A 12,198-nucleotide genomic window follows, 5' to 3' on the forward strand; every position below is an offset into this window, starting at 1 on the left:
CACGGCCGTGGTTCCCCACAACTCGCCAACAGGACGAATGGCTTGCACCGCATCGCGATCAGCCTGCACCCACGTCCACGAAGCAGCTCCAGCACCCCGCCTCAAACTCCTCGCCAACTGGGTGGCTACCCACTCCGGACCAGCGGGTTCCATCGACCGGACTCGCTGAGAGGACCCGGCGTGATCAGTTGACGGTGTTCCGCCCGCGAGAGGAGAGACGCGCAGCTCCAGCGCGAAGCATGGCCTCGACACCGGCGAGTCCAGACCGGGCCGATGCCGTTGCTCCCGCCGCCCGGTAAAACCCCGCGTCGGCCCACGGCTCGCCACCGACACCTGCCCCAAGTGCTGCACCGGCCCCGTCACCTCGTCCCCGTCGTATTTCCACGTCACCATCCACCGATCCGACCAGCCGACAGACAGGCCCAGGGCTCCCTGCCCAGTGCGACCGGAAGAAGCAGGTCCGTCCACATACAGCGGTGAGACCACAAGGAGCCCGGGGTATCGCTCATGTTCCCAGGGGCGACCGGACGGGGGCAGTCGCACCCGACGTGCTTGCTCCACCCGCCCTGCTCACTCAGGGTTTTCAGCTCGCGCGGCACGGTCAGTCGACGGCAGGTCGGGAAAGTGCGGCCAGTCCCATGGTCCGCTCGATCCTTATCTCGATGACCACACGCTCGGGGTCCGAGGTCGGCCTCCGTTTGTACCGGTCGGCGTAGCGAGCCACGGCGTCGTCGACCGCTGCCGCGTCGGTGAGTACCTCGGCCGTTCCTTCCAGGGTGGCCCAGCGTCCTCCGTCGACTTGGCAGACGGCCACGTGGGCTTCGCCCGGGCGGAACGCTTGGATGTTGGCGACCTTCTTGCTTGATTTGCGTGTGATAACCCTGGCGACTCCAGCGTCGGCATCAACGGTGACTCCGACGGGTACTACATGCGGGCTTCCATCGGGACGCAGAGTAGTCAGTGTGCACAAGTGGTATTCGCTCCAGAACACAGAGTGTTCATGTGTCTGGCTGAATTTATCGCTAGGCACGCCCGGACCGTAATGCGGAGCGGCGCGCGGATCAGCACAGAAGTGACCACCTCCACACAGGTACCTGCCCAACAGGTTCGAAGCTGTGCGGCGCTAGCACTAGATGCCCAGGTCAGTCTCTTGCGGAATATCTCAAACCGGTAACAGAAGCGCGCGCCGTCCATGAAGTGCGACCAAAACGACCACAAGGGAATCAGCAGCTCAGAGCCATGATCAAAACTCAAGAATGGGTGATTTAGTAGATTTTATTGGCACTCGCTATCACTCCTCATTGATCTTCAATGTGTCGCTTTCCGGCCTTGATCTCATATGGGTATCACGTAAGGTCCAGGACTGTTCCCGTGAGTCTCACCGACGAGCTTCAACCGGGCCGACCATTCGTTCGCGCCAGCGATCACATGCGTTCTCAGGGGATCGAGCGCGTCCTCGCGGCTCGATCGCTGGGTCGGCATATGTCCTTCGGTCGGTGCTGGTCTCGGCGTCCGCGATCACCTTCATGCGCGCCGTCCGGGGACTCGAACATCGTTGACACGTGGTGGCTACGGTCCGGCTCAGAGATAGGAGCTCCGACCGGCCGGTACGAAGGGATTGCTCAATGCCTCCGGGAGAAAGACGTCGCGGTGCTCCGGAACCTCCGGTGCCCGCGCGGGAGCAGGTGAGCCGCCGGCGGTTGGCGCGGTGGCGTGTCGCTGAGAGGCGGACCGTGGAACGCGACCTTCACCGTCGGCTGCGGCAGGAGCTGCGCGACCTCGGCGTCCGGCCTCCCCTGGACGTGGAGGATCTGGTCCGGGCGCTCAGTGAGAGGCGCGGACGCCCGATCGTCTTGCGTCCCTTTCCGCTGGAGAAGCCGGGGCCCTCGGGGCTGTGGGTCGATACGCCGCAGATGGACGTGATCCTCTACCAGCAGGAGACGACCCGGCTGCACCAGCGGCAGATCATCCTCCACGAGGTCCTCCACATCATCGTCGCCGAGTGGGAGGACGACCAGGAGGAGGCCGCAGAGGTGACCCCGGACGACTTCGTCGAGGTCTGGTCGGCCCTCATTCCCGTCCTGGACCCCAAACTGATCCGACGAGTCGCCGCCCGCTGTTCCTACGAGGACGCGGAGGAATGCTCGGTCGAACTCGCGGCCACCATCATCCTGGAGTGGTCCTCGGTGCTTGACGAGCTCCCCCCGCTGTCAGACGACCCGGAGGTACGTCGGGTCCAGGCCGCGCTGGGCGACCGGCGAGGGTGGGTGTAGTCCATGGGCACGTACCTGCTGCTGATCATTACGGCCGTCGTCGTGTGGCGGCTCTACCTGTGGTCGCGCGCCCCGCACGACGCGCCCACCCGCTCGGTGGCCCTCGCCTTGCTGAGCGTGGGGCTGTCCTATCCAGCGGCCATGCCGGGGGGCGCCCATGGCATCGAGACCCTGGCCGGGTACGGCATGGCGAGGCTCGTTCAGAACCTGTTGTTGCTGGTGGCGGTCTACTTCCTGATGTGCTTCTACCTGTACTCGGCCGACGGGCCGACCGCGCGGCGGCGTGCCCGGCGGGAAGCCGCCGTCGTGGCCCTGGTCTCGGCGGCGATCACCGTCGCGGCCATGACCGTGCCGGAGCAGGAGCTCGGCAAGCCGTATGTCACGGTGGACATGACGGTCCCCCAGATCTTCCTCTTCTACACCGTCGCGGGCCTGTATCTGATGTACGCGGTAGGCGCTGCGGGATGGTGGTCCGCACGCTATGCGCGCATGTCCCGCCGGCCCTACTCCACGGGCTTGTGGATGACCGCGATCAGCCTGGGCGCGATGGCCGTGGCCTGCGCGATCCGCGCGGTCTTCGTCGCCGTCCGGTGGAGCGGCGGCTCTGTGCCGCATCCGGTCAATACCTGCGTGTCGGTCCTGCTGACGGTGTCGAGTCTGCTCTTCGCCACAGGCGTCTCCTATTCGGTGGCCCGTGCCCGGATCACCGCCACGCGGCTGTGGCTGCGCCGGCGCCGGGACCACCGTCGGCTGGCCCCGCTGTGGCACCTTCTGATCGAGGTCTATCCGCAGAACGAACTGCGTCCCGCTTCGTTGGGTTTCTGGGACCGGTGGCGGGCACGTGGTGTCCATCGCCGCTACCACCGGCGGATAGTGGAATGCCGAGACGGCCTGGTCGACATCAGCCCCTACCTGGTGGGCAAGGAGGACGGCATGACCCTGCTGGATCTTGAGCCGGCCCAGCTGGCCCAGCGTCTGCAGGCCGCCGCCGACATGATCAAGAACGATGTTCCGGCACCCGGGCAGGCGGTCGCCCTGGCCATGCCGAAGGGCGACGACCGGGACGAGGATGTCCGTCAGCTGATCGCGGTGTCGGACGCGCTCCGGCTGACCGCGTGACCGTGCAGGAACGAGGAGACGAGACGACATGCTGATCACCGCCGGCCGGGTCCTGACCGGTTCCGGAACATATCTGGAGGACGGCGCCATCCTCGTCGAGGACGCCACGATCGCCGCCGTCGGACCCCGCGCGCAGCTCGCCGACGCCGCGGGCACGGACCAAACGCATCTCGCTTTTCCCGACGCGACGGTCGTGCCCGGGCTCATCGACGCCCACGTTCACCTGGTGTTCGACGGCGGCACCGATCCGGTGGCCTCGCTCAGCGCTGCGGACGACGACCAGTTGCTGGCGGACATGCGCCGCCGCGCTGACCAGCTCGTCTCCAGCGGTGTGACGACCGTTCGAGACCTGGGCGACCGCAACTACCTGGCTCTGCGTCTGGGAGAGGAGATCGACCGTGGCCGCAAGCCCGGGCCCCGGATCGTGTCGGCGGGCATCCCGTTGACCTCGCCTGGAGGCCACTGCCACTTCCTGGGCGGCGAGGTGTCCGGCGAGGCCGCCGTGCGTGATCTGGTGCGACGCAACCTGGCGCAGGGTGCCGGCGTGATCAAGGTCATGGCGTCCGGGGGCGGCTTGACCAAGGACGGGCCGGAGAGCTGGCAGAGCCAGCTCTCCGCAAATGAGCTGCGGGCCCTGGTGGACGAGGCGCATCAGGCCGGCGTACCGGTGGCCGCGCATGCGCACGGAGCAGACGGCATCGCTGCGGTTGTGGACGCCGGCGTGGACACCGTCGAACACTGCACCTGGATGACGGAGGACGGCTTCGGCCTGCGCCAGGACGTCATGAAGAAGATCATCGACCAGGGCATCGCTGTGTGTCCGGCCACCAGCCCGCACTGGCAGATGGTGCCGCGTGTCTTCGGCGAGGAGCGGGCGAAGGTCCTTTTCGGGCAGGTCCAGGAGATGGCCGAGGCCGGTGTCCGGCTCATCGCCGGGACTGACGCTGGAGTGCAGCGGACCGGGTTCGACCGGTCCCTCGCAGGAGCCCTCCCGTTCTACGCGCACCTGGGCATTCCGAACGACCAGATCGTCGACATGGCCACCGTCCATGCGGCCGATGCTCTCGGGCTCGGGGATTCAACCGGTCGCATCGCGTCCGGGTTCCGCGCGGACCTGCTCGTCGTTGACGGCGACCCGCTGGCCGACCTCGATGCCCTCACGGAGATCCGTGCGGTGATCGCTGCAGGCCGGGTGTACGAGCCGGGCTCGCGGACCGGGCAGCCGTAGCCCCTTCGCTGGCCCGCAACCTACGGGGGGGCAGGCCCGGGTTACGTGGAGCCGGCCTCCTTCTCCTCCCATTCCACCGCCAGCTCGTTGACCATCGCCATGATCTTCGGTATTGAGCCGCCGGATTCCACACGACGGATTGCCCCCGTCGCGTCGGAGCGCTCGGGAACCCGCTTGCTGTGCGACACCGCTACCGAGCCGGGCGTTCCTGGCCGCGGAACTCCGTGCAGAGTCTCGATACGGAACCGCGTCGACCGACTTCGAGGTGCTGCAGACCGAGCCGGGCTCGGTGCAGCGAGGCCTGATGTTCGATCGTACGACCGGCGTGTCTCAGCGCTGACCTGCACAGATGCCCTGTTTCCCTGTGTGGAAACACAGATGACAGGATGGAAGTCCATGATGGAAGAGCTGACTGCGACGCTGCATACATCGCTGGGACAGATTGTCGTGAGGCTGTTTCCGGAGTACGCGCCGCAGACGGTCGCGAGCTTTACCGGACTGGCTCAGGGGACCTGGACGTGGCTAGACCCACGGACGGATGCACTGGGCTTCGGGCCGCTCTACAACGGAACCATCTTCCATCGCGTGATCAACGGCCTCATGATCCAGGGAGGCGATCCACAAGCCGATGGGACCGGAGACCCAGGCTGGACGGCTCCGGACGAATTCCACCCCGCTCTGAATTTCGACCGGCCCTACATGGTGGCCATGGCCACCACAGCCCCGGACACCGTCGGCTCGCAATTCTTCATCACCGTCAGGCCAGCGCCGCAACTCAACAACCGGCACACGATCATCGGCGAAGTGGTCCAAGGGCAAGAAGTCGTCGACGCTATCGCCATGATCCCTACCGGTCACAACGACCGCCCCATCATGGAGGTCGTCGTCCAGTCCATCAGAATCCACCGGCCCCAGACCTGAGTCCGTCCGGTGTCGCGGTCCGGCCACTTAGGGCTCGCAGAGAATCAACATGCGGGTTTGATCTCCTTCAGGGAGTGGGTTCCGTACTGGTCGAGGTGGGCGGCCACGTCAGTCGGGGTGCGGAATCTGGCGGTTGAGGGGTGGATGGCGTGATCGTGTTCGGCCAGTAGCGGGCGTGCTTCCTGGACGGCCCGTGTGAGAGTGCTTCCGGTGACGCCGAAGAGCCGGGCGAGCAGGTCGTGGGTGCCGATCTTGCGGAGGCAGAGCACGGTGGCCAGGATGCGGTCTGTGTCGGAGAGCTTGTCCTTGGCGCCGGCACCTCGCCTCCGTCGGCGCTCGCCGCCCCGGTGCTCGTGGCGGGTTTGCTCGCGTCGTTGCGCGAGCGCGGGGAGCAACGCATGCACCAGAGTGTCGAGTTGGGCAGCGGTCATGCCGGTCAGCTCCGGGTCGCGGAGAGATTGGGCGTCAACGCCGTCCGGGGGCGCGGCCGGGCGGGCGGTTGGGGCGATGGCGGCATCCGGTTCTGTCTCATGGCGTGGGGCTGGGAGAGAACCGGCGGGGCGGAGCGTGTAGTTCCAGTCGCCGTGGAAGCGGTGCCGGTTCATTGCCAGTGCGTCGATCTCGGCGTCGGTGACCTTCACGCCGGTGTCGTAGGTGCCGGGGTCGAGCTCGGCTTCGATTTTGAGACCGGTGCGGGTGGTGGTCGCCGCGATGCTGTCCACGATGACTTCATGGCTGGTCAGTGGTCTGCCGCGCCAGTTCATGGTGATGTGGGAGAACAGCCGGTGCTCGATCTTGTTCCACTTCGAGGTCCCGGGCGGTAGGTGACAGACAGTGATCTGCAGGCCCGTCCCGGAGGCGAGAGCGGCCAGTTCACTCTTCCAGGCCCGGGTGCGGTAGCCGTTGGAGCCGCCCGCGTCCGCGGTGATCAGAACACGGGTGGCGTGCGGGTAGTCGTGTCGGCCACGGGCCTGCCACCAGCGCCGGATCGAGGCGACAGCGAATTCGGCGGTGTCGTGGTCGGTGCCGACGTTGACCCAGCCGGTGTTCGCCGCGAGGTCGTAGATGCCGTAGGGGATCGCCTTGCCCGGTCCCTGCCGGTCCAGGAAGTCATGCGTTTTGACCAGCACGGGTTCGCCCGCGGGCCGCCACTGACGCCCGGCGTTCTTGTAGTCGCCGACCAACTCCTTCTTCTTGGTGTCCACGCTGATCACCGGGTCCCCGGCACGCATGTGTTCCCGGGCCTGGTCGTTGATGTAGTGGAACTGGGCATCACGGTCCGGGTGTTGTGCGCCCTCGATGGTCTTCGCGTTGGCCTGCAGGCTGAAGCCCTCCTCCCGGAGCAGGTCCCCGACCGTGTCCGCGCTCACCTTGTGCCCCTGGCGGGTGAGTTCGGCGGCAAGCTTCCTCGTCGACTTGGTTGTCCAGCGCAGTGGCGATATCGGATCCCCGCGTACGTCCGGCTCGACCAGTGCGAGCAGGGCCGGCCGCAGCCCCGGGTCCACCTCGGCGGCCTTCTTGCGCCCGCCGCCGGGACGGCGAACCCGCCCCAGCGGTCCCTCACCCGCCTCCAACTCGTCCACGCCCTTGCGAACCGTGGTCTCGCTGACCTGAGCCGCCTGCGCGACCACTCGGACACCACCGTGCCCCAGGACCCGGGCCTCGGCTCCCATCAGCAGCCGGCGCTGCCGCTCGTCCAGATGCGGGAACAACACCCTGAACTTGACAGCCAGTTGATCACGCGTCGCGTCAGGGATGCCCATACCAGGTGAACGAGCCCGGATGCGTGAAGCAACACGTTGATTCTCTGCGAGCCCTTACGAGTTGGTGCGTGATAGCGGGTGAGGCGTCGTTGCCTGGCCGGTGGCATGATCCAGGTGTGGCGATCATGGTCAATCGGGCGGTGCTGGCGCATCGGCTGTTCACGGGGATCTCTCGGCGTCATCTCGCGCTCCTGGTGGAGGAGTTGGCGCTGCCGTGGCAGGCCGGGCTCGAGGGCCGCCGCCATGCTGCACGAGGTGGGACCAGGAAGCGGGCCGCGGGAGCCGGCGCCCGCCACCAACTGGTGTTCGTCGACCGGCTGGTGGTCACGCTGATCCATCTGCGCCATGACCTGCCGCACGCGGTGCTGGGCCTGCTGTTCGGCGTCGACCGCTCCACCATCACCCGCGCGATCGCAGAGATACGCACGCTCCTGGCCGAGCGGGGGTGCGCGGTCCCCGACCGTCCCGGCCTGCGATTACGCACGCTGCCGGATGTGTTCGCCTACGCCCAGGCCGAAGGCATCGAGCTGCGCCTGGACGCAACCGAGATCCAGGTCCGCCGTCCACCGGCCAACCGGGGCGGACGGCGCACGTTCGTCTCCGGGAAGAAGAAGCAGAACACCATGAAGGCCACCGTCATCGCCGACTGGCGTGGCCGCACGTTGTGGACCGATGCCCTGCGGCCTGGACGTATGCACGACGCCACGGCCGCCCGCAACGAGGGCATCGCCGTCTGCTTCCAGCACTTCCCCGACGTCGAGGTCCTCCTGGACGACGGCTACCTCGGCCTGAGCCGTGACCACCGTGGGCAAGCAATCACACCGCCCAGAAAACCGCGGCCCGGAGCACTGCCCGGCAGAGTCGAACAGTGGGAACGCGAGCGCCACTGGCACTCATCCGACCGCATCACCGTCGAACACGCCCTCGCCGATCACAAACGTTGGAAGCAACTGACGCGCTGGACCCACCGGCGCGACCGCCTGCCCGACACCTACCGCGCCATCGCCGGCCTCGTCTCCGACCGCACCGCTCAAGTCTGAACACCGGTCCTCCAACGGACCAGCACGTCTCACCCGCTATCACGCACCAACTCGTTAGACGTCATCTCATTTGGTGAGTCTGCGGTAGCAGATGAGGGTGCAGGCGATGCTGGTGAAGGCCAGGAAGTGCTCGGCTTTGCGCTCGTAGCGGCGGTGCAGTCTGCGGCATCCGGCGAGCCAGGACATGGTGCGTTCTATGGTCCAGCGGTGGCGGCCCAGGCGGGTCGAGGACTCGATGCCTCTGCGGGCGATGCGGTGCCGGATGCCACGTCCGCGTAGCCATCGCCGCAGGTGGTTGTAGTCGTATCCCTTGTCGGCGTGGAGTTTGGCCGGTCTGCGCCGTCGGCGTCCGCGCCTGGAGCGGATCGGCGGTATCCCCTGCACCAGCGGGATCAGCGCCTGACTGTCGTGCAGGTTCGCTCCGGAGATTCCGACGGACAGGGGCAGACCGGTCCGCTCGGTGATCAGGTGGATCTTCGAGCCGTACTTGCCCCGATCTACAGGATTCGGGCCTGTCAGCTCCCCCTTTTCAGAGCCCGCATGTTCACCGAGTCGATCGCGCAGCGGGACCAGTCCAACTCGCCGCGGGAGCCGAGTTCGTCGAGGACCAGGCGGTGGAGCTTGGCCCACACCCGAGCCTTCGACCACTCAGTAAATCGTCGATGGGCCGTCGCTCCCGACGGACCGAACGACGCGGACGGCAACTGCTGCCACGTGCAGCCCGACGTGGCCACGAACACGATTGCGGCCAGCACTTCACGGTCGCCGTACCGGCGCCGGCCGCCACCCTGAGGCCGCGACGGCGCCTCCGGGACCACTCGCTGGAACAACTCCCACAACTCATCCGGCACCAGCCGCTCAACGATCGAAACCACGACCGACAGGCTACCGAACCAAATGAGATGACGCCTAAGCGCCGCTCCGGAGGCGCCCCCGGTTGAAGGGCATAGCCGCCGGCATCGGCGTCTTCGTCCTCTCCCCTCTCCTCCTCGCCGGCACGGCCATGCTGATGGCCACCAGCAGCGAGGCCGCGCAGACCACCTACGCGTCCTTCGCGTGCGTGGGCGACGTCGACACCGACGCCGTCGTCGAGCAGGTCACCAAGATCCTCAATGGTGCGTCCGCCAAGGACGTCCACGTCGAGGGCCTGTCCCTGCCCGAGGAGCAGGTCCCCAACGCCCGCACCATCGTGGCCACCGGGATCAGCCTCCACGTGCCGAAGAAGGGCCAGATCATCGCGCTGGCCACCGCGATGCAGGAATCGCGGCTGCGCAACCTCAACTCGGGCGACCGCGACTCGCTGGGGCTGTTCCAGCAGCGCCCGAGCCAGGGCTGGGGCACCGCCGAGGAGATCCGCGACCCCGTCTACGCCTCCACCCAGTTCTACGAGCACCTGCTCGCGGTGGACGGTTGGCAGCAGCTGACCGTCACCCAGGCCGCGCAGAAGGTCCAGCGCTCTGCCTACCCCGACGCCTACGCGAAGTGGGAGGAGTTGGCGACCGCCCTGCAGAAGGCGATCGCCCAGACGTTCCCCGACGCCGCCGGCACGGACCCGGACACGACCTCCAGCACGACATCGTGTACGGCGACCGAGGACGGCTCCGGGTACGGCACCATCCCCGAAGGCTCGGTACCCAAGGGCTACTCGATCCCGGGGGACGCCGACCCGAAGGCACGTACGGCGATCGTCTGGGCGATGCAGCAGCTCGGCACGATGTACCAGTGGGGCGGTACCTGCACAGCGCCACGCGGTCCGGATCCGATGGGCCGCTGCGACTGCAGTTCGCTGACCCAGCAGGCGTACGCGCACGCCGGGATCCAGCTCACCCGCACCACGTACACGCAGATCAGCGAGGGCAAGGCCGTCTCCCCGAAGGCGCTGAAGCCCGGTGACCTGATCTTCTCCCGCGGCAGTGCTACTCGCCCCGAGCACGTCGGCCTTTTCATCGGCTCGGGACTCGCGATCGAGGCCCCCAGAACGGGAAAGCCTGTTCGAATCACGCCGCTGGCGGACTGGGACATCCTCGCCGCCCGCCGTGTCCTCTAGCCGCCGCCCGGGCGTCCTTCCGCCATCACCAGCACAGCGCTGACACGGCACCTGCGCGGGATTGCCCACCGCTCCATCCCTCGGGGCCGCGTCCTCACTCCTCTGGCGATTCCCGCCGGCAGGACGAGTTCCTCATCTCCCTCCCCTTTATCTCTCAACACCACGGAGTATCTGCGTGATTGTTCACCACCGCGTCCGGCATGCCCTTGTGGCCGCCTCGATGGGCCTGGCCGTCGCCGGCGGCGGTCTGGCCACCGCCTCCACGGCGCAGGCGTACGACACCGGCCACACGACCATCTCGTGCAGCGCGGTCAAGGTACGCACGGCCCCGTCGAAGACCGGCGCTGTTCTGGGTGTCGCCTACCGGCACGACAAGATCGCCTACGACCAGTTCGCGTACAAGCGCAGCCAGAAGACCTGGTTTACCCGGGGCACGGTGACCCGGAAGTCCGACGGCAAGAAGATCCGCGGCTACGTGATCTACCAGTGCGCGAACCCGTACGGCAGCAACGGCGCGCCCACCCCGCCGATCCCGAAGTAGGACGCCCCGGCGGCCGGCTCGAAGTCTGAGCCGAGGCGCCGTTGAGGCGGCGCCGGCCGGAGTGCGATCGCTCCCCGGGCCCGGCACGAACGCCGCTGGGCCCTCGTGCGCGCCGCTTCTCGTGCGCCGACCTGCCCTGGCCGGTCCCCGCACGGCTGTCGGCCCGCCTCCCCGAGGCCGCTGCCTCGCCCTCCTCCTCTCTTCTTCTTTGATTCCCGCGCGTCGGCTTCGGCGTGCGCAAGGAGCCTCCCTTTGCACCTGCTCGACACCGTGCAGTACCTGGCCTACGACCCCGGCATCACGCCCTCGGGCAGTGGCCTGCCCGGCCTCGCCGTGCTGAAGAACGTCGTCAACTCGATCAACTTGTTCGCGATCGTCGCCGTGGTCGGCGCGCTCGCCGTCTCGCTCGGCGTGTGGGCCTGGGGCCATCACACCGGCGGCCACCAGGCCGAGGCCAACGGCAAGAAGGGCGCGGTCGTCTCGGCCGGCGCCGCCCTCGGTCTCGGCGCGGCCAACGGGATCGTCGCGTTCTTCTCCGCCCTGGGATCGCAAGTCCACTGATGCCCAAACGATTCCCCTCCCTGTCCGGCTACGGCCTCGGCTGGTCGACCCGACGGCGCATCACAGTCATCGCGATCGGCCTCGCCGTCCTACTCGCCCTCGCCACCACCGTCGCCGTGTTCACCAGCCGCACCAAAACCAGCGACGGAAAGTCCAGCACTCCGTACGACGCGAGCAGCACCGCCTCGGCCTCCGCCGGCCTGACTGCGTCTGCCGGGGCCGGTTCGGTGGCAAAGCCGCCACCGGTGGCCGACCCGCTGGCCTTCGCCCAGGCCGCGGCGGCGATGCTGTGGTCGTACGACACCCGTGCCACCAGCCGTGACCAGCAACTCGCCGGCATGAGGGCGTGGCTGACGGCGGAGACCAAGTACGCCGACTGGTCCTCCCTCACCGCGCAGGTGCCGGATCCGGTGCTGTGGTCGCGCATGGCCGACCAGGACCAGTACGCCACCGCCACCGTGTCCGAGGCCCACTACCCCTCGGCGTTCAAACAGGCCCTGGCGGACGACCCGTCGGCGATCACCGAGGCGTACATCTACGCCGTCACCGTCACCGGCAAGCAGCAGATCGCCTGGAAGAAGGGCGGAGCCGGCGCCGAGGACCGCTCGATCACCCTCGCCGTGCAGTGCCGCCCCAATGCCGACTGCTCCCTGGTCTCCATCGCCCCCCACGTCGTGCCCTGACACGCCCCCAACTCACCTGTGA

12 protein-coding genes are annotated in these 12,198 nt (G+C 67.6%); 9 read left to right on the forward strand and 3 right to left on the reverse strand.

The genetic code is table 11. The annotated features are described in order from the left end of the window. Positions 1-601 precede the first annotated feature (601 nt). Positions 602-1,030, reverse strand: coding sequence for a pyridoxamine 5'-phosphate oxidase family protein (locus ACW4TU_RS03485; RefSeq protein WP_457424498.1), 429 nt, complete (start codon positions 1,028-1,030; stop codon positions 602-604). Positions 1,031-1,733: 703 nt separating this feature from the next. On the opposite strand from ACW4TU_RS03485, the gene ACW4TU_RS03490 reads away from it, so the two are divergent. From ACW4TU_RS03490 to ACW4TU_RS03505, 4 genes are all read left to right on the forward strand, one after another. Continuing rightward, positions 1,734-2,273, forward strand: a complete 540-nt coding sequence (locus ACW4TU_RS03490; protein ID WP_457424500.1) for a hypothetical protein — start codon at positions 1,734-1,736, stop codon at positions 2,271-2,273. 3 nt (positions 2,274-2,276) lie between these two features. Beyond that, positions 2,277-3,392 carry an MAB_1171c family putative transporter gene (locus ACW4TU_RS03495; protein WP_457424502.1) on the forward strand — a complete coding sequence of 372 codons (1,116 nt, stop codon included), beginning with the start codon at positions 2,277-2,279 and terminating at the stop codon, positions 3,390-3,392. Between the two features lie 28 nt (positions 3,393-3,420). Next, entirely contained in the window at positions 3,421-4,620 is a 1,200-nt protein-coding gene (locus tag ACW4TU_RS03500) for an amidohydrolase family protein (RefSeq protein WP_457424504.1), read from the forward strand. A gap of 396 nt (positions 4,621-5,016) precedes the next feature. Beyond that, the gene (locus tag ACW4TU_RS03505) at positions 5,017-5,541 is read left to right on the forward strand and encodes a peptidylprolyl isomerase (protein WP_457424506.1); all 525 of its coding nucleotides are present in this window, start codon (positions 5,017-5,019) and stop codon (positions 5,539-5,541) included. A 44-nt stretch (positions 5,542-5,585) separates the two neighbouring features. On the opposite strand, the gene ACW4TU_RS03510 is transcribed toward ACW4TU_RS03505, so the two are convergent. After that, positions 5,586-7,304 carry an ISAzo13 family transposase gene (locus ACW4TU_RS03510; RefSeq protein WP_457421470.1) on the reverse strand — a complete coding sequence of 573 codons (1,719 nt, stop codon included), beginning with the start codon at positions 7,302-7,304 and terminating at the stop codon, positions 5,586-5,588. A gap of 125 nt (positions 7,305-7,429) precedes the next feature. On the opposite strand from ACW4TU_RS03510, the gene ACW4TU_RS03515 reads away from it, so the two are divergent. Continuing rightward, positions 7,430-8,344: a transposase family protein gene (locus ACW4TU_RS03515; RefSeq protein WP_457424508.1), complete on the forward strand. Its 915-nt coding sequence runs from the start codon at positions 7,430-7,432 to the stop codon at positions 8,342-8,344. A 66-nt stretch (positions 8,345-8,410) separates the two neighbouring features. Here ACW4TU_RS03515 and ACW4TU_RS03520 read toward each other — a convergent pair. Continuing rightward, positions 8,411-9,210, reverse strand: a protein-coding gene (locus ACW4TU_RS03520) for an IS5 family transposase (RefSeq protein WP_457430684.1) whose coding sequence is annotated in 2 segments (ribosomal slippage) — positions 8,411-8,872 and positions 8,875-9,210 — 798 coding nt in all. Because the reading frame shifts where the segments join, the coding sequence is not laid out codon by codon here. A gap of 71 nt (positions 9,211-9,281) precedes the next feature. Here ACW4TU_RS03520 and ACW4TU_RS03525 point away from each other — a divergent pair. From ACW4TU_RS03525 to ACW4TU_RS03540, 4 genes are all read left to right on the forward strand, one after another. After that, positions 9,282-10,391, forward strand: a complete 1,110-nt coding sequence (locus tag ACW4TU_RS03525; RefSeq protein WP_457424510.1) for a C40 family peptidase — start codon at positions 9,282-9,284, stop codon at positions 10,389-10,391. A gap of 175 nt (positions 10,392-10,566) precedes the next feature. After that, on the forward strand, positions 10,567-10,932 hold the full coding sequence (locus ACW4TU_RS03530) for a hypothetical protein (RefSeq protein WP_457424512.1): 366 nt from the start codon (positions 10,567-10,569) through the stop codon (positions 10,930-10,932). A 252-nt stretch (positions 10,933-11,184) separates the two neighbouring features. Further along, positions 11,185-11,493, forward strand: a complete 309-nt coding sequence (locus ACW4TU_RS03535; protein WP_457424514.1) for a DUF6112 family protein — start codon at positions 11,185-11,187, stop codon at positions 11,491-11,493. Further along, positions 11,493-12,176: a hypothetical protein gene (locus ACW4TU_RS03540; RefSeq protein ID WP_457424516.1), complete on the forward strand. Its 684-nt coding sequence runs from the start codon at positions 11,493-11,495 to the stop codon at positions 12,174-12,176. Before ACW4TU_RS03535 ends, ACW4TU_RS03540 begins: the two co-directional genes overlap by 1 nt. Positions 12,177-12,198 lie beyond the last annotated feature (22 nt).

Source organism: Streptomyces kryoterrae (assembly GCF_054072135.1).